Source organism: Microbacterium sp. (assembly GCF_048259935.1).
Classification (GTDB): Bacteria; Actinomycetota; Actinomycetes; order Actinomycetales; family Microbacteriaceae; genus Microbacterium.
In genome coordinates this window covers 20884-36376 of record NZ_JBLXHF010000002.1, presented here as the reverse complement: position 1 = coordinate 36376, position 15493 = coordinate 20884, and the positions used below count along the sequence as shown (strand labels likewise).

General features: G+C 64.4%; 24 protein-coding genes. All 24 read left to right on the top strand.

What is annotated here, in order from left to right:
* The 24 genes from rplX to ACN0RC_RS02905 all read left to right on the top strand — a co-directional run bounded on the left by rplX (position 1) and on the right by ACN0RC_RS02905 (position 15485).
* Positions 1 to 360, top strand: coding sequence for a 50S ribosomal protein L24 (gene rplX / locus ACN0RC_RS03020; protein ID WP_417508698.1), 360 nt, complete (start codon positions 1 to 3; stop codon positions 358 to 360).
* Positions 360 to 950 (top strand): 50S ribosomal protein L5, encoded by a 591-nt coding sequence (rplE, locus tag ACN0RC_RS03015; RefSeq protein ID WP_417508696.1) that lies wholly within the window; start codon positions 360 to 362, stop codon positions 948 to 950. The genes rplX and rplE overlap by 1 nt, the downstream gene beginning before the upstream one ends.
* 164 nt (positions 951 to 1114) lie before the next feature.
* On the top strand, positions 1115 to 1513 hold the full coding sequence (gene rpsH, locus ACN0RC_RS03010; RefSeq protein ID WP_417508694.1) for a 30S ribosomal protein S8: 399 nt from the start codon (positions 1115 to 1117) through the stop codon (positions 1511 to 1513).
* Between the two features lie 6 nt (positions 1514 to 1519).
* The gene (gene rplF / locus ACN0RC_RS03005; RefSeq protein ID WP_417508693.1) at positions 1520 to 2056 is read left to right on the top strand and encodes a 50S ribosomal protein L6; all 537 of its coding nucleotides are present in this window, start codon (positions 1520 to 1522) and stop codon (positions 2054 to 2056) included.
* 2 nt (positions 2057 to 2058) lie between these two features.
* Entirely contained in the window at positions 2059 to 2418 is a 360-nt protein-coding gene (gene rplR / locus ACN0RC_RS03000; protein ID WP_417508692.1) for a 50S ribosomal protein L18, read from the top strand.
* Positions 2415 to 3125, top strand: coding sequence for a 30S ribosomal protein S5 (gene rpsE, locus ACN0RC_RS02995; RefSeq protein WP_417508690.1), 711 nt, complete (start codon positions 2415 to 2417; stop codon positions 3123 to 3125). The genes rplR and rpsE overlap by 4 nt, the downstream gene beginning before the upstream one ends.
* The gene (gene rpmD, locus ACN0RC_RS02990; protein WP_017201575.1) at positions 3125 to 3310 is read left to right on the top strand and encodes a 50S ribosomal protein L30; all 186 of its coding nucleotides are present in this window, start codon (positions 3125 to 3127) and stop codon (positions 3308 to 3310) included. Before rpsE ends, rpmD begins: the two co-directional genes overlap by 1 nt.
* Entirely contained in the window at positions 3310 to 3960 is a 651-nt protein-coding gene (gene rplO / locus ACN0RC_RS02985; RefSeq protein ID WP_417508688.1) for a 50S ribosomal protein L15, read from the top strand. The genes rpmD and rplO overlap by 1 nt, the downstream gene beginning before the upstream one ends.
* 101 nt (positions 3961 to 4061) lie before the next feature.
* On the top strand, positions 4062 to 5384 hold the full coding sequence (gene secY, locus ACN0RC_RS02980) for a preprotein translocase subunit SecY (RefSeq protein ID WP_417508686.1): 1323 nt from the start codon (positions 4062 to 4064) through the stop codon (positions 5382 to 5384).
* Positions 5381 to 5995, top strand: coding sequence for an adenylate kinase (locus ACN0RC_RS02975; RefSeq protein WP_417508684.1), 615 nt, complete (start codon positions 5381 to 5383; stop codon positions 5993 to 5995). The genes secY and ACN0RC_RS02975 overlap by 4 nt, the downstream gene beginning before the upstream one ends.
* 3 nt (positions 5996 to 5998) lie before the next feature.
* On the top strand, positions 5999 to 6847 hold the full coding sequence (gene map, locus ACN0RC_RS02970) for a type I methionyl aminopeptidase (RefSeq protein ID WP_417508682.1): 849 nt from the start codon (positions 5999 to 6001) through the stop codon (positions 6845 to 6847).
* Between the two features lie 182 nt (positions 6848 to 7029).
* Complete coding sequence (locus ACN0RC_RS02965) at positions 7030 to 8037, top strand: hypothetical protein (RefSeq protein WP_417508681.1); 1008 nt, start codon at positions 7030 to 7032, stop codon at positions 8035 to 8037.
* 148 nt (positions 8038 to 8185) lie between these two features.
* Positions 8186 to 8851, top strand: coding sequence for a DsbA family protein (locus tag ACN0RC_RS02960; protein ID WP_417508679.1), 666 nt, complete (start codon positions 8186 to 8188; stop codon positions 8849 to 8851).
* Positions 8852 to 9006: 155 nt separating this feature from the next.
* Positions 9007 to 9228 (top strand): translation initiation factor IF-1, encoded by a 222-nt coding sequence (gene infA, locus ACN0RC_RS02955; RefSeq protein ID WP_017201569.1) that lies wholly within the window; start codon positions 9007 to 9009, stop codon positions 9226 to 9228.
* A 64-nt stretch (positions 9229 to 9292) separates the two neighbouring features.
* Complete coding sequence (gene rpmJ / locus ACN0RC_RS02950) at positions 9293 to 9409, top strand: 50S ribosomal protein L36 (protein WP_005050492.1); 117 nt, start codon at positions 9293 to 9295, stop codon at positions 9407 to 9409.
* Positions 9410 to 9556: 147 nt separating this feature from the next.
* Entirely contained in the window at positions 9557 to 9931 is a 375-nt protein-coding gene (rpsM, locus tag ACN0RC_RS02945; protein ID WP_417508677.1) for a 30S ribosomal protein S13, read from the top strand.
* Positions 9932 to 9961: 30 nt separating this feature from the next.
* Positions 9962 to 10360 carry a 30S ribosomal protein S11 gene (gene rpsK / locus ACN0RC_RS02940; RefSeq protein WP_033106075.1) on the top strand — a complete coding sequence of 133 codons (399 nt, stop codon included), beginning with the start codon at positions 9962 to 9964 and terminating at the stop codon, positions 10358 to 10360.
* 124 nt (positions 10361 to 10484) lie between these two features.
* Positions 10485 to 11474 (top strand): DNA-directed RNA polymerase subunit alpha, encoded by a 990-nt coding sequence (locus ACN0RC_RS02935; RefSeq protein ID WP_417508675.1) that lies wholly within the window; start codon positions 10485 to 10487, stop codon positions 11472 to 11474.
* 34 nt (positions 11475 to 11508) lie between these two features.
* The gene (gene rplQ / locus ACN0RC_RS02930) at positions 11509 to 12171 is read left to right on the top strand and encodes a 50S ribosomal protein L17 (protein ID WP_417508673.1); all 663 of its coding nucleotides are present in this window, start codon (positions 11509 to 11511) and stop codon (positions 12169 to 12171) included.
* Positions 12172 to 12243: 72 nt separating this feature from the next.
* Positions 12244 to 13041, top strand: a complete 798-nt coding sequence (locus tag ACN0RC_RS02925) for a sulfite exporter TauE/SafE family protein (RefSeq protein WP_417508671.1) — start codon at positions 12244 to 12246, stop codon at positions 13039 to 13041.
* Between the two features lie 32 nt (positions 13042 to 13073).
* Entirely contained in the window at positions 13074 to 13529 is a 456-nt protein-coding gene (locus tag ACN0RC_RS02920; protein WP_417508669.1) for an FAS1-like dehydratase domain-containing protein, read from the top strand.
* The gene (locus ACN0RC_RS02915) at positions 13526 to 13924 is read left to right on the top strand and encodes a MaoC/PaaZ C-terminal domain-containing protein (protein ID WP_417508667.1); all 399 of its coding nucleotides are present in this window, start codon (positions 13526 to 13528) and stop codon (positions 13922 to 13924) included. Before ACN0RC_RS02920 ends, ACN0RC_RS02915 begins: the two co-directional genes overlap by 4 nt.
* Positions 13925 to 13933: 9 nt before the next feature.
* Positions 13934 to 15070 (top strand): UDP-N-acetylmuramate dehydrogenase, encoded by a 1137-nt coding sequence (locus tag ACN0RC_RS02910; RefSeq protein WP_417508665.1) that lies wholly within the window; start codon positions 13934 to 13936, stop codon positions 15068 to 15070.
* 16 nt (positions 15071 to 15086) lie between these two features.
* Positions 15087 to 15485 carry a VOC family protein gene (locus tag ACN0RC_RS02905; RefSeq protein ID WP_417508663.1) on the top strand — a complete coding sequence of 133 codons (399 nt, stop codon included), beginning with the start codon at positions 15087 to 15089 and terminating at the stop codon, positions 15483 to 15485.
* Positions 15486 to 15493: the final 8 nt, after the last annotated feature.

The following is a 15493-nucleotide window of genomic DNA, read 5'->3' as shown; positions in this document are numbered from 1 at the left end:
ATGGCGAACATCAAGAAGGGTGACCTGGTTCAGGTCATCTCGGGCGCTAAGCCCGAGCGCGGCGGAGACCGCGGCAAGCAAGGCAAGGTCCTCGAGATCCTTGCCGAGCAGAACCGCGTGATCGTCGAGGGCGTGAACTACATCACCAAGCACACCCGCGTCGGCCAGACGCAGCGTGGCACCAAGACGGGCGGCATCGAGACTCTCGAGGCTCCCATCCACATTTCGAACGTCGCACTCGTCGACCCCGAGACCAAGAAGCCGACCCGTGTCGGCCGACGGGTCGAGGAGCAGACCAAGGACGGCGTCAAGCGCATCGTTCGTGTGCGTTACGCGAAGAAGTCAGGTAAGGACCTCTGATGAGCACCGAGACTGCCGCGCCGGCTGGCAAGATCCAGCCGCGCCTGAAGCAGAAGTACAAGGCCGAAATCCAGCAGAAGATGCAGGAAGAATTCGGCTACGAGAACGTGATGCAGATCCCGGGTCTCGTCAAGGTCGTCGTCAACACCGGTGTCGGTGAGGCGGCTCGCGACAGCAAGGTGATCGATGGTGCGGTCGAAGACCTCACCAAGATCACCGGCCAGAAGCCGATCGTCACGAAGGCCAAGAAGTCCATCGCACAGTTCAAGCTGCGTGAGGGCCAGGCCATCGGCGCGCACGTCACCCTTCGTGGCGACCGTGCGTGGGAGTTCATCGACCGTCTGGTGTCACTCGCGCTGCCGCGCATCCGCGACTTCCGCGGCCTGTCGGGCAAGCAGTTCGACGGCCACGGAAACTACACCTTCGGTCTCCAGGAGCAGAGCGTGTTCCACGAGATCGATCAGGACAAGATCGACCGCGTTCGCGGCTTCGACATCACTGTTGTCACCACTGCGAAGACGGACGACGAGGGTCGGGCGCTGCTCCGTCACCTCGGCTTCCCCTTCCAGGCGGAGGACGCAAAGGCGTAACACTGCGGACCCCTGCCGGTCCCTGAGCTTGTTGATTCCGATCCCTGAGCTTGTCGAAGGGCGGGCGGGGGTCCGGTGTGCGCTTACAATTGAAGATTGCATCTCATAGAAGGTCGTCTGTCGTGTAACGGCAGCCGAAACCTCATGATCAAAGGAAAATACTCATGACAATGACAGACCCGGTCGCAGACTTGCTGACCCGTCTGCGCAACGCGAACTCGGCACACCACGACTCCGTGTCTCTGCCGTCGAGCAAGCTCAAGACCAACATTGCCGAGATCCTCAAGCAGGAGGGTTACATCTCCAGCTACGAGGTCACTGACGCACGCGTCGGCCAGAACCTCACTCTCACGCTGAAGTACGGTCCCAACCGTGAGCGTTCGATCGCGGGCATCAAGCGCGTGTCGAAGCCGGGTCTGCGCGTTTACGCGAAGTCCACGGAGCTCCCCAACGTCCTCGGCGGCCTTGGCGTGGCCATCCTGTCCACCTCCTCCGGTCTTCTCACCGACCGTCAGGCTGAGCAGAAGGGCGTAGGCGGAGAAGTCCTCGCCTACGTGTGGTAATTCGAAATGTCGCGTATTGGACGACTTCCCATCGAGATCCCCGCGGGCGTCACCATTTCGGTTGACGGCCGTGCGGTTGCGGTGAAGGGCCCCAAGGGTGAACTCACCCTCAATGTGGCCAGCCCCATCGAGGTCGCGGTCGAGGACACCCAGGTGGTTGTCTCCCGTCCCGACGACGAGCGTGAGTCCCGGTCGCTTCACGGCCTGACCCGCACGCTCATCAACAACAACATCATCGGCGTCACCCAGGGCTACACCAAGGGCCTCGAGGTTGTCGGCACCGGTTACCGCGTGCAGCAGAAGGGCAGCTCGGTTGAGTTCGCTCTCGGCTTCTCGCACCCGGTCCTGATCGACCCGCCCGAGGGCATCACCCTGACGGTCGAGGGCAACAACAAGCTCACCGTGAGTGGCATCGACAAGCAGGCTGTCGGCGAGGCAGCTGCGAACATCCGCAAGATCCGCAAGCCCGAGCCGTACAAGGGCAAGGGCGTGCGTTACGCCGGCGAGGTCGTGCGTCGCAAGGCCGGAAAGGCTGGTAAGTAACCATGGCTGTGAAGTCGAAGTCCGACGCCCGCGCGCGTCGTCATGCCCGTCTTCGCAAGAAGATCGTCGGCACCGAGACGCGTCCGCGTCTCGTCGTGAACCGCTCGGCCCGCCACGTCTTCGTCCAGCTGGTCGACGACAGCAAGGGCCACACCGTCGCCTCGGCGTCCACCCTCGAGACCGAGCTGCGCTCGTTCGACGGTGACAAGACCGCCAAGGCCCGCAAGGTCGGAGAGCTCGTCGCAGAACGCGCCAAGGCTGCCGGTGTCACCGAGGTCGTCTTCGACCGTGGTGGCAACCGCTACGCCGGCCGTGTCGCGGCGATCGCCGACGGCGCCCGCGAAGGGGGGCTGGCACTGTGAGTGACAACAAGGAGAACGAAGTGACCACCGAGCAGCCTGCTGCTGAGAACGCGCCGGTCGAGACCGCTGCGTCCACCGAGCAGCCGCAGCGCGACGACCGCCAGGGCCGCCGCGGTGGCCGCGACCGCGGCCAGGGCGGCCGTGACCGCAACTCGCGCGACCGTGGGGACAACCAGTTCCTCGAGCGCGTCGTCACCATCAACCGCGTCTCGAAGGTCGTCAAGGGTGGTCGCCGGTTCAGCTTCACCGCTCTCGTGGTCGTCGGTGACGGCAACGGTCTGGTGGGCGTCGGCTACGGCAAGGCCCGCGAAGTTCCTCTCGCCATCTCCAAGGGTGTCGAAGAGGCCAAGCGGAACTTCTTCCGTGTTCCCCGCGTCGGCACCACGATCCCGCACCCGGTTCAGGGCGAGGCCGCTGCCGGTGTCGTGCTGCTCCGTCCGGCTGCTGCCGGTACCGGTGTTATCGCTGGTGGTCCGGTCCGCGCCGTACTCGAGTGCGCCGGTGTCCACGACGTTCTGTCGAAGTCGCTCGGTTCGTCGAACACGATCAACATCGTGCACGCGACCGTCGCGGCGCTCAAGAGCCTTGAGGAGCCCCGCGCTGTCGCGGCTCGTCGTGGTCTTGACTACGACGCCGTCGTTCCGGGCATCATCATCCGTAACGAGGCAAAGGCTGCTGCGGCAGCCGCTGCAAAGGTAGGTGCCTGATGGCCGCCCGTCTGAAGGTGACCCAGATCAAGTCCAAGGTGAGCGAGAAGCAGAACCAGCGCGACACGCTGCGCAGCCTCGGTCTCAAGCGCATCGGTGACACCACCGTTCGCCCCGACGACGCGCAGACGCGCGGCTACGTCAAGACCGTCGCCCACCTCGTAAAGGTTGAGGAGATCGACTAATGGCTGAGAAGAACGACGCCGTCGAGGAGAAGGCCGCAAAGGCCCCCGCCAAGAAGGCTGCCGCTCCCAAGGCTGCGGCTGAGAAGAAGCCTGCTGCGAAGAAGGCGCCTGCAAAGGCCGCTGCCGACGCGAAGGCACCCAAGGCTGAGGCTGCTGCCAAGAAGCCTGCTGCCAAGAAGGCCAAGCCTGCGGCGGATGCTCCGGCATCCCGTCCAGGGGTCCTCAAAGTCCACCACCTGCGTCCGGTCCCCGGCGCCAACACCGCGAAGACCCGTGTCGGTCGCGGTGAGGGCTCCAAGGGCAAGACCGCTGGTCGCGGAACCAAGGGCACCAAGGCTCGCAACACCGTACGCATCGGGTTCGAGGGTGGGCAGATGCCTCTGCACATGCGCACCCCGAAGCTGCGCGGGTTCAAGAACCCGTTCCGCGTCGAGTACCAGGTCGTAAACCTGGCCAAGCTCGCGGAGCTCTACCCGAAGGGTGGGGACGTCACCATCGGCGACCTGGTCGCAAAGGGCGCAGTTCGCAAGAACGAGAAGGTCAAGGTTCTCGGCAACGGCGACATCGATGTGAAGCTCACCGTCTCGGTCGACAAGGTCTCGGGATCTGCTGAGCAGAAGATCGTGGCCGCTGGCGGAACCGTCAAGTAGTCACCACAGAGAGGGGTCGGAGATTCTCCGGCCCCTCTCTGCGTTACGCTGGTCTTTCGGCCGCCCTCAGCGGACCGGCAACCATTCCTGGAGGAACGCCCTTGTTTAGCGCTATCGCGCGGATCTTCCGCACCCCCGACCTACGGCGGAAGATCGGTTTCACCCTGGCGATCATCGCCCTCTACCGGCTCGGTTCGCATGTGCCGGCTCCGTTCGTGCACTTCCCGAACGTCGAAGAGTGCCTGCGTCTGAATGCCGGTACTGAGGGTCTGCTGAGCCTGGTCAACCTCTTCTCGGGCGGCGCTCTGCTCCAGCTCTCGATCTTCGCCCTCGGCGTTATGCCCTACATCACGGCGACGATCATCACGCAGCTGCTTCGTGTGGTCATCCCGCACTTCGAGGCACTGCACAAAGAAGGCCAGGCAGGACAGGCCCGCCTGACCCAGTACACCCGCTACCTCACGATCGCACTCGCACTGCTGCAGTCGACGACTCTTGTGACGGTGGCACGAAGCGGCCAGTTGTTCGGAACAACCGACATCGCCGCTTGTCAGCAGCTGCTGACCAATGACGTCTGGTGGGCCCAGTTGCTCATCATCATCGCCATGACCGCCGGCACGGGCCTCATCATGTGGTTCGCCGAGCTGGTCACCGAGCGCGGTATCGGCAACGGAATGTCGCTGCTCATCTTCACCTCGATTGCTGCGACCTTCCCGTCCGCGATGTGGATGATCTTCGAGTCGAACGGCTTCGAGACATTCCTGCTTGTTCTTGCGATCGGAATCGTGGTCACCGGCCTCGTCGTGTTCGTCGAGCAATCGCAGCGCAGAGTGCCGGTGCAGTACGCCAAGCGCATGGTCGGTCGCCGCACATACGGCGGAACGAACACGTACATCCCGATCAAGGTGAACATGGCGGGTGTGATCCCGATCATCTTCGCGTCGTCCCTGCTCTACATCCCGATGCTGATCGCACAGTTCAACACTCCGCAGGATGGTTCGGAGCCGGCCGGCTGGGTCGTCTGGATCTCGCAGAACTTCACCACGGGCGACCAGCCGCTGTACATGGCGGTCTACTTCCTGCTGATCATCGGATTCACCTACTTCTACGTCGCGATCACGTTCAACCCGGTCGAGGTCGCCGACAACATGAAGAAGTACGGCGGATTCATCCCCGGCATCCGCGCGGGTCGTCCGACGGCCGAGTATCTGGACTTCGTGCTCACGCGCATCACGTTCCCGGGTTCCATCTATCTCGGTCTGATCGCACTCATCCCGCTCATCGCTCTGGCCACCGTCAACGCGAACCAGAACTTCCCGTTCGGCGGCGCGTCGATCCTCATCATCGTCGGTGTGGGACTGGAGACGGTCAAGCAGATCGATGCACAGCTCCAGCAGCGTCACTATGAAGGGCTTCTCCGTTGACACAGCCTCAGCACACCGCAGCATCCGCTCGTCTTCTGATCGTCGGCCCGCAGGGCTCCGGCAAGGGCACGCAGGGCGTGCGCATCGCTGAGGCCTACGGCATCCCCGTCGTCTCGACCGGCGATATCTTCCGCGCCAACATCAAGGGCGGTACCGACCTCGGCAAGCAGGTCACCGCGATCCTCGACCGTGGCGACCTCGTGCCCGACGAGCTGACCGGTGAGATCGTGCGCGATCGTCTGTCGCAAGATGACGCTGTGCACGGGTTCCTGCTCGATGGCTATCCGCGCAACGCCGCACAGGTCGGTCACCTCGACGAGTTCCTCACCGCTCGCGGTGAGTCGTTGGATGCCGTCATCCTGCTGGATGTTCCACGCGACGAGAGCATCGCGCGCCTGAAGCTTCGCGCAGAAGAACAGGGCCGTTCGGACGACACCGAAGCGGGCATTGCGCACCGTCTCGACATCTACGAGAACGAGACTGCGCCGATCCTCGCCGTTTACGGTGAGCGCGGCATCGTCGACCGCATCAACGGTGTCGGCTCACTCGACGAGATCACCGAGCGGATCATGGCGGCGCTGCAGGCGCGCGGCCTGACGCTCGCGGCCTGAGCTGTGTTCCGTCGCTCGATCTACAAGACCCCCGCGCAACTGCGGGCGATGATCGAACCCGGACTCATCACCGCAGCCTCACTCGACGCTGCGGGCGCGGCTATTCGTGCCGGGGCATCGACTGCCGAGGTTGATGCTGCGGCGTCGGCCGCGATCACGGGACGTGGCGCCGAGTCGAACTTCAAGCTCGTGCGCGGCTACCGCCACACCACGTGCATCTCGGTGAACGAGCAGGTCGTGCACGGCATCCCCAGCGCACGCGTATTGGCGCCCGGCGACATCGTCTCGGTCGACAGCGGTGCGCAGTTCCAGGGGTGGAATGGCGACAGTGCACGCACGTTCATCGTGCCGGACCCGGAGCGGCCCGAACTGGTAGCGCGACGCGCCGAGCTCTCTCGCGTGACCGAGGGATCGATGTGGGCGGGGATCGCTGCGATGGCATCCGTTTCGCACATCGGTGCGATCGGTGCGGCGATCCAGGAGTACATCGAGGCGCAGGGCCCCTCTGAGGTTTCGGGCTCGACCTACGGCATCCTGCGCGAGTACGTGGGGCACGGCATCGGACGCAAGATGCACGAGGCGCCGAGCGTGTTCAACTACCGCACGCCCGACCCGGGGGCTGAGATCAGGCCGGGCCTGGTCCTTGCGATCGAGCCGATGGTCACCGCCGGGGGAGAAGACACCCTGGTCGAGGATGACGACTGGACCGTCTCGACGGTCGACGGCACTGACGGCTCGCACTGGGAGCACAGTGTCGCTTTCCATGCCGACGGGATCTGGGTGCTGACCGCCCCCGACGGTGGCGCTGCGGGCCTCGCCCCGTTCGGCGTGACTCCTGTCCGCCCCGCCTAGCTTTCCCGCGCTCCGCGCTCCCTCCTCGAGAATCGCTTTGTCGCGCCAGAATCGTGCTGGCATGAGAATTCTCGGCGCGCTTGGCAATTCTCAGTGCGCCACTCGTTCTGCACAACGGCGTGCCGGGCATCAGCGGCTGTGGAATGCGGATGTGGTCGCGCGGGCCGCGGCACGATGTGGAGATGCCTCTTCTGCTGACTGACCGGGCCAGCTCGTTCTCGCCCATTCCACTGCACACCTATGACGGACTGAGGATGCTGGGAGCGGACCCGCGTTCCGCACAGTGGCGGCGGTTGCGCAAGGGCGTGTACGTGGACCGTCACAGGTTCGAGAAGCTCACGCCGTGGCAGCGCTACGAAGTGCGAGTCCATAGCCTCCTCCTCGTCTCGCCGGACGTCGTGCTGTGCCTTGAGTCCGCTGCGGTTCTGCATGGCATTCCGCTGTTCGGGGAGACAAAAGACATTCATGTCTTCTCTCGGGATCGGAAGACCACGACGCGCAACGGGGACGTGTGCATCCATACGAGTGAGGATCCGCGCCAGGTCGTCGAAGTAAATGGCACACGGGTGACATCGCTCCTTGACACGGTCTCGGATCTGGCCAGGGTACTGCCGCCGGCGAAAGCGCTTGCTCAAGTCGACGCTGTGATCTCTCCGGCGCAGGGCGGGACGCTTCGTCTTGAGCGGCTGCGCGATCACGGTTCCGGCCAGAAGAGTCGGCGCGGTGTGCGACTACGGGAATGGGTATGGGATCACGCCGATCCGCGCTCGGAATCACCGGGCGAGAGCGTGAGCCGGGCAGTGATCCTGTGGAGCGGATTCGAGGCACCCGTTCTGCAGAACGACTTCTTCTACGAGGGGTGCAACGACCGAACGGACTTCTTCTTCCCGTCCAGCGGCGCCGTCGGTGAATCTGACGGGTGGGGCAAGTACGATCTGAACGACCTGGATGCTGCCCGTCAACACCTGCGTGAGGAGAAGGCTCGCGAGGACAGGCTGCGGCGCAATGGGCATCCGGTGGCGCGTTGGACCGCCACGGAGATGTGGCGGGTCGACCCGCTCGGTCGGGCGCTGACGCAGGCCGGCGTGCGGCGTGTAGAACCGCCGCACCACCCGTTCCTCGCGACGCTGCGAAGCAGTCGGCGCCAGGCGAGGCGATTCGAGACAACTGAGAATCGCCCTGCGCGCTGAGCCGGCTGCTGCCAGCGCAATTCTCGTCGCACAAAGCAATTCTCGGGGGAGCGAGGCGCTCACAAGCGGGGCATAGGAATCCGCGGCAAGATTGACGGATAACCTTGCCCGGACCCGCATGCGCGCGGGCCTGAGAGAACGGAAAGTCATGGCCGCTGCTGCCAAGAGCAACACCAACTGGTTCGCCATCGGAATCTCGATCGCGGTTGTCGTGGTCCTGGTGGCACTGGGCGGACTCGTCGTCTTCCTGAACAACCAGGCGAGCGCTCCGGGCGCAGCCCCGCAGAGCGCGATCATCAACGACGAGACCGGCGCGGTCAGCTTCGGCACCGGTGAAGACCAGGTCGACACGTTCGTCGACTTCATGTGCCCCGCGTGCAACGCCTTCGAGCAGCAGTACGGTGCGCAGCTCCAGGAGGCTGCGGCCAACAACGACATCACGCTCAACGTGCACCCGATCTCGATCCTCGACCGCTTCTCTCAGAACACCGAGTACTCCACGCGCGCTGCCGCGGCATCGTACTGTGTGGCAGAGACGGCGCCCGACTCGTTCCTGGACTACTTCAACCTGCTCTTCGAGAAGCAGCCTGCCGAGAACACGACCGGGCTGACCGACGATGAGCTCGCTGACCTCGCCGACCAGGTGGGCGCGGCGGATGCCGCGGACTGCATCGCGGCCGGTACCTACATGGACTTCATCGGAGACCAGACCAACGCGCACGAGGTCCAGGGCACGCCCACCGTCGACATCAACGGCGAGCGGCTCGATCTGCAGGCCGGCGGCGCAGCGAAGCTTCAGCAGCTGCTGGGCTGACCTGCCCGCACCCACCTCGAGTTGCCGAGGGGCACCATAGCGGATAAGATGGAGCGTTGGTGCCTTGCGCCCAGTTTCGGCGTGTCCGTCTGGAGCGGCATCACAATCATCCATCCAACGCAGATCGACCGGTCTGCAGAAGCGTCAGCGAGGCTATGGCTAAGAAAGACGGTGTCATCGAGATCGAGGGCGTGATCTCCGAGGCTCTGCCCAATGCGATGTTCCGCGTTGAGCTCAGCAACGGACACAAGGTCCTTGCAACGATCTCCGGCAAGATGCGACAGAACTACATCCGCATCATCCCCGAGGACCGTGTCGTCGTGGAGCTCAGCCCCTACGACCTCACCCGCGGTCGTATCGTCTACCGCTACCGCTGATCGGTCGAGAAGTAACGGCCTGCCCCTGCCAGGGGCGGTACGAAGACAGCGAACAGGAAACATCATGAAGGTCAACCCCAGCGTCAAGCCCATCTGCGATCACTGCAAGGTGATCCGCCGTCACGGCCGCGTCATGGTGATTTGCAAGAGCAACCCGCGCCACAAGCAGCGCCAGGGCTGATCGAGCAGATCTGACACACAACTGAATACACACAGGCAGGGTCAAGACGTTTCGACGGGCTCAACGCTCGAATGAAACTGACACCTCGGGACAGAGGCCCGGGTCCACATCCTGCCCCACACCTCTACTCATCTCAGGAGAAACCGCATGGCACGTCTTGCCGGCGTTGACATCCCGCGCGACAAGCGCGTGGTGATCGCCCTTACCTACATCTACGGCGTCGGCCGTACCCGCTCGGTCGAGATCCTCAAGGCCACCGAGATCGACGAGTCGATCCGCGTCAAGGACCTCTCGGACGACCAGCTCATTACACTTCGCGACTACATCGAAGGCAACTACAAGGTGGAGGGTGACCTGCGCCGCGAGGTCGCCGCAGACATCCGCCGCAAGGTCGAGATCGGCTCGTACGAGGGCATCCGCCACCGTCGTGGCCTTCCGGTCCGCGGTCAGCGCACCAAGACCAACGCCCGCACCCGCAAGGGCCCGAAGCGCACCGTCGCCGGCAAGAAGAAGGCCCGCTAAGCAGCGGCCAGGGAATAGGAGAAAACTTTCATGGCTGCACCTAAGGCCGCCGCGCGCAAGCCGCGCCGCAAGGAAAAGAAGAACATCGCGCTGGGCCAGGCCCACATCAAGTCGACGTTCAACAACACCATCGTTTCGATCACCGACCCGTCCGGAGCTGTCATCAGCTGGGCTTCGTCGGGTGGCGTGGGCTTCAAGGGCTCGCGCAAGTCGACCCCGTACGCCGCTGGCATGGCTGCCGAGTCGGCTGCCCGCCAGGCTCAGGAGCACGGCGTCAAGAAGGTCGACGTCTTCGTGAAGGGTCCGGGCTCCGGACGCGAGACCGCGATCCGTTCGCTCACGGCCGCAGGCCTCGAGGTCGGTTCGATCCAGGACGTCACTCCGCAGGCGCACAACGGATGCCGCCCGCCGAAGCGCCGCCGCGTCTGATCAGGTTGTTGCGAGGGGTGCTGCGGCATCCCTCGCTCTGCCCGTCAGGGCACTGACTTCCACAACTCAAAAACCTCACCCAACACATGTCATATAGCGGGCATGTGATCGAAAGGAACACAGAGTGCTTATTGCACAGCGTCCCACACTTACCGAGGAAAAGATCGCCGAGGACCGCAGCCGGTTCATCGTCGAGCCGCTCGAGCCCGGCTTCGGATACACCATCGGAAACGCGCTGCGTCGCAGCCTGCTCTCCTCGATCCCCGGTGCTGCTGTTACCAGCATCCGTATCGATGGCGTCCTGCACGAGTTCAGCACCATCCCCGGTGTGAAGGAGGATGTCACTGAGATCATCCTCAACATCAAGCAGCTCGTCGTCTCGAGCGAGCGCGATGAGCCCATCACGGCTTACCTGCGCAAGACCGGTGCCGGAGAGGTTACCGCCGCTGACATCTCGGCTCCTGCCGGTGTCGAGGTGCACAACCCCGAGCTCGTCATCGCGACGCTCAACGACACTGCGAAGTTCGAGCTCGAGCTCACGATCGAGCGTGGCCGTGGCTACGTGTCGGCGACCCAGAACCGCAACGAGTACGCCGAGGCCGGGCAGATCCCCGTCGACTCGATCTACTCGCCGGTCCTCAAGGTCAGCTACCGCGTCGAGGCGACTCGTGCCGGTGAGCGCACCGACTTCGACAAGCTCATCCTCGATGTCGAGACCAAGAACAGCATGCTTCCGCGCGACGCTGTCGCTTCGGCTGCGAAGACCCTGACCGAGCTGTTCGGTCTCGCTCGCGAGCTGAACGTCGAGGCAGAGGGCATCGAGATCGGCCCGGCACCTGTGGAGCCCGTGCTCTCCAGCGAACTGTCGATGCCGATCGAAGACCTCGACCTCTCGGTCCGCTCCTACAACTGCCTCAAGCGCGAGGGCATCAACACGGTGTCCGAGCTCGTGGCGCTGTCGGAGACGCAGCTCATGAACATCCGCAACTTCGGCCAGAAGTCGGTCGACGAGGTGCGCGACAAGCTCATCTCGCTCGGTCTGTCGCTCAAGGATTCGGTGCCCGGTTTCGACGGCGCCCACTTCTACGGCGCAGGCGAAGACGAGTCCTTCTGACCTCCCCGAAATTCTGACCAGGAGTTAGATCAATATGCCTAAGCCCACTAAGGGACCCCGCCTCGGAGGCGGCCCCGCACACGAGCGTCTGCTGCTTGCCAACCTGGCTGCTGCTCTCTACACGCACAAGTCGATCAAGACGACCGAGACGAAGGCCAAGCGCCTGCGTCCGCTCGCTGAGCGTCTGATCACCTTCGCCAAGCGCGGAGACCTGCACGCCCGCCGTCGCGTGCTGTCGATCATCGGTGACAAGCAGGTCGTCCACACGCTCTTCACTGAGATCGCACCGCTGGTCGCTGACCGTGAGGGTGGCTACACCCGCATCACGAAGGTCGGAAACCGCAAGGGCGACAACGCCCCCATGGCAGTGATCGAGCTCGTCCTCGAGCCCGTCACCCCGAAGAAGAAGGCCGCTGCCAAGGCCGCCCCGAAGGCGGAGAAGACCGAGAAGGTCGAAGATGCACCCAAGGCAGAGGAAGCTGCACCCGCAGCACTCGTCGACGGTGACTTCGGTGCTGACTCGGCCGCTCCCAACGAGGACGGCTCGGCTCCCGAGGGCTTCGAGATCAAGGGCAACAAGGACTCGATGAAGTTCCACCGCCCCGATGGCCAGTGGTACGAGCAGACCGTTGCTGAGGTCTGGTTCCGTACTGCTGAGGCCGCTGAAGCCGCTGGCTTCGTCGAGGCTGGCAAGTAAGACGCACCTCGTAGAGAAGGCCCGCACTCCCGTCAGGGAGGGCGGGCCTTTTTTACGCATTAGGCTTGCCGAGTGAGTGAGCTAACCAGCCCGATAACCCGAGGCCCGCGCGCGTACCTCACCTTCATCCTCATCGGCTTGATCGCAGGGCTGCTCTCAGGGCTCTTCGGCGTCGGCGGAGGCACGGTGATCGTGCCGCTGCTCGTGCTGATGGTGCACTTCGACCAGCGGATCAGCGCCGGCACGTCTCTGGCCGCCATCGTGCCGATCGCGAGCATCGGCGTGATCTCTTACGCCATCCACGACTCCGTCGCCTGGATCCCCGCGATTCTGCTCGCCGTCGGCGCCGTGGCGGGTGCACAGGTGGGCACCAGATTGCTTCCGCGGGTTTCGCAGACGGCGCTCCGGTGGGGCTTCATCGGTTTCCTCGTCATCGTCATCATCATGCTGTTCGTGGTCATCCCCTCACGAGAGGCGACCTTCGAGCTGGGCTGGATCAACGGTACTGCCCTCGTTCTCGTGGGCATCGTCACGGGGATCATCTCCGGCCTCATCGGCGTCGGCGGTGGCGTCATCGTCGTACCGGTGCTGATGATGGGATTCGGCACCACCGACCTCGTCGCCAAGGGCACGTCGTTGCTCATGATGATCCCGGCGGCTCTATCCGGCACGATCGGCAACCTCCGCCACCACAACGTCGACCTGGTCGCTGCAGCTCTCATCGGTGTCGCCGCCTGCACGATGACGGCCCTGGGCGCATGGCTCGCCACGCTGGTCGACCCCTTCTGGGGGAACATGCTCTTCGCCGCATATCTCGTGGTCATCGCGGTGCAGATGATCATCAAGGCGCTGAGGACCCGGCGAAGCTGAGCGACGCGGTGCAGGCTGGATAGACTTGTCCGGTGCCTGTGAACAACGAACTGATCGGCCGGGAGTTCCCGCCGACGCCTGCGTACCTGGTCGGTCGTGAGAAGGTGCGTGAGTTCGCTCGCGCCGTCTTCGCCGACGCTCCGCTGCACACTGACGTCGAGGCCGCGCGTGCCGCAGGCTTCGCCGACGTGGTTGCGCCGCCCACATTCGCGATGGTCATTCAAGACCAGACGCTGCAGCTGCTGCTGGCCGAGCCAGATTCTGGCATCGTGCTCGCGCGCACCATCCATGCAGAGCAGAAGTTCACGTATTCGAAACCGATCGTCGCCGGCGATGAGCTCACCGGGCAGTTGAAGGTCACCGGCATCCGCATGATGGCCGGCAACTCGATGGTCACCAGCGAGGCCGTGATCACGGATGCCGCTGGTGAACACGTCGTCACCGCCACGAGCGTGCTGCTCGTCGGCGCGGAAGAGGGGGACGCATGACTTTCACCGTCGGAGACGTCATCGCCGAGCGCACCATCCACCTCACGCGCGAGTCTCTCGTCCGCTACGCGGGCGCCTCGGGCGATTTCAACCCCATCCACTACCGTGATGACATCGCGGAGTCCGTCGGTCTTCCCGGTGTGCTCGCGCACGGGATGCTGACGATGGGACTGGCCTCCTCCGTCGTACTCGCCGCCCTTGACACCGATGCGAAGATCACCGAGTACGGTGTGCGTTTCACGCGTCCCATCGTCGTCGACCCGCAAAGCGGTGCCGACGTCTCGGTGCTCGCGAAGGTCGGCGCCGTCGATGACACCAGTGCGCGCATCGACCTCACCGTCAAGCACGCTGACACCACCGTCCTCGTCAAGGCGCAGCTGCGCGTCGCTCTCTGACGGCCCCTGATGGTAGAGATCACCCCGATACCGCTTTCAGAGCTCACCACCCTGCACACGGGCGCGGCTCCCGAGCGGATGCTGGATGCCACGAGCAGAGACGAGCTCATCGACACGCTGCGCGAGGTGTGGTCTGGCAACGAGGAGTGGTTCGTCCTCGGTGGCGGCTCGAACCTGTTCGCAGGAGATGAGCCCTTCGAAGGCGCGGTCATCCGTATTCTCACCTCGGGTATCGAGCGGGTGGACTCCCCGCACCCCGGTCGCACGCGGGTGCGCGTGCAGGCAGGCCACAACTGGGACGACCTCGTCGCCTACACAGTCCAGCACGGCCTCGCAGGCATCGAAGCGATGAGCGGCATCCCCGGCACGGTCGGCGCAGCCCCCGTGCAGAACGTCGGGGCGTACGGACAGGAGATCCAGGAGACTCTCGTCGAGGTCGAGCTCATCGACGAGTCCACGGGCGAGGTCTCCGCAGTCCCAGCATCCGAACTGGGACTGGGATTTCGCACTTCGGTACTCAAGCACCACTACGGCGGCGCACCTCTGCGTCGTGCGGTGATCCTCTCGGTGACCCTCGATCTCGCCGACGTCGGCGCCGCGGGCCGGCGGATCGGCGGCGAACAGCTGCGTCGCGCGCTCGGCATCGAGGGTGACGAGATCATCCCCCTCTCGTCGGTACGCGAGCGGATCCTCCAGATCCGCGCGGCGAAGGGGATGCTTCTGAACCCCGCTGATCCCGATACCCGCAGCGCCGGGTCGTTCTTCCAGAACCTGATCGTTCCTGAGATCGTCGCGGCGCAGCTGCCGCCCGAGTGCCCGCGCTGGCCCGTGCAGCCGGATCTTGACGAAGCGACCGTGATCCCGCTGGAGTCGTACGACGGGTATGTGCCTCCGGCATCCACGACGCGTCCGGAGGTCAAGGTGAGCGCGGCCTGGGTCATTGAGAACGCCGGAATCACCAAGGGGTTCCGTCTGCCGCGCTCGCGCGCGGGGATCTCGACCAAGCATGCGCTCGCCCTCACCAACCGCGGTGATGCGACGGCAGCAGAGGTCAGTGAACTGGCCCGCTACATCCAGGCCCGTGTGCATGCGGAGTTCGGACTGCTGCTGCAGCCCGAGCCCGTTCTCGTGGGCGTGGAACTCTAGCGACTACACTCGCGGGATGAGCGGACTCGTTCCCTACCTGTTCTTCCCCGGTAACGCCGCCGAAGCGCTGACTTTCTACCGCGGGGTCTTCGGCGGTGAGCTGCAGCTGTTCACGTACGAACGGTTCGCGCGCACCGACGGGCCCGGTGACGCGATCGCGCACGGCCAGTTGAAAGGTGTCGTCGATCTCTTCGCTTCGGATGCCGCCGGCGATGAGGATGCGGTCCACATCGTCGGCGCGACATTCTCACTGCTCGGCACCGCGGACCCCGCCACTCTGCAGAAGTGGTTCGCAGCGCTCAGTGACGGCGGCGCGATCACCGATCCATTGCAGAAGCGCCCGTGGGGCGACTTCGACGGTCAGGTCACCGACCGCTACGGCATCCGCTGGCTGATCGGATACCAGGAGAGCTGACGCGTCCG

Bases quoted from the DNA above. Each gene is read 5' to 3' on its own strand.
- rplX (WP_417508698.1), top strand. From the start codon at position 1: ATGGCGAACATCAAGAAGGGTGACCTGGTTCAGGTCATCTCGGGCGCT.
- rplE (WP_417508696.1), top strand. From the start codon at position 360: ATGAGCACCGAGACTGCCGCGCCGGCTGGCAAGATCCAGCCGCGCCTG.
- rpsH (WP_417508694.1), top strand. From the start codon at position 1,115: ATGACAATGACAGACCCGGTCGCAGACTTGCTGACCCGTCTGCGCAAC.
- rplF (WP_417508693.1), top strand. From the start codon at position 1,520: ATGTCGCGTATTGGACGACTTCCCATCGAGATCCCCGCGGGCGTCACC.
- rplR (WP_417508692.1), top strand. From the start codon at position 2,059: ATGGCTGTGAAGTCGAAGTCCGACGCCCGCGCGCGTCGTCATGCCCGT.
- rpmD (WP_017201575.1), top strand. From the start codon at position 3,125: ATGGCCGCCCGTCTGAAGGTGACCCAGATCAAGTCCAAGGTGAGCGAG.
- rplO (WP_417508688.1), top strand. From the start codon at position 3,310: ATGGCTGAGAAGAACGACGCCGTCGAGGAGAAGGCCGCAAAGGCCCCC.
- ACN0RC_RS02965 (WP_417508681.1), top strand. From the start codon at position 7,030: ATGCCTCTTCTGCTGACTGACCGGGCCAGCTCGTTCTCGCCCATTCCA.
- ACN0RC_RS02960 (WP_417508679.1), top strand. From the start codon at position 8,186: ATGGCCGCTGCTGCCAAGAGCAACACCAACTGGTTCGCCATCGGAATC.
- infA (WP_017201569.1), top strand. From the start codon at position 9,007: ATGGCTAAGAAAGACGGTGTCATCGAGATCGAGGGCGTGATCTCCGAG.
- rpmJ (WP_005050492.1), top strand. From the start codon at position 9,293: ATGAAGGTCAACCCCAGCGTCAAGCCCATCTGCGATCACTGCAAGGTG.
- rpsM (WP_417508677.1), top strand. From the start codon at position 9,557: ATGGCACGTCTTGCCGGCGTTGACATCCCGCGCGACAAGCGCGTGGTG.
- rpsK (WP_033106075.1), top strand. From the start codon at position 9,962: ATGGCTGCACCTAAGGCCGCCGCGCGCAAGCCGCGCCGCAAGGAAAAG.
- rplQ (WP_417508673.1), top strand. From the start codon at position 11,509: ATGCCTAAGCCCACTAAGGGACCCCGCCTCGGAGGCGGCCCCGCACAC.
- ACN0RC_RS02915 (WP_417508667.1), top strand. From the start codon at position 13,526: ATGACTTTCACCGTCGGAGACGTCATCGCCGAGCGCACCATCCACCTC.
- ACN0RC_RS02910 (WP_417508665.1), top strand. From the start codon at position 13,934: ATGGTAGAGATCACCCCGATACCGCTTTCAGAGCTCACCACCCTGCAC.
- ACN0RC_RS02905 (WP_417508663.1), top strand. From the start codon at position 15,087: ATGAGCGGACTCGTTCCCTACCTGTTCTTCCCCGGTAACGCCGCCGAA.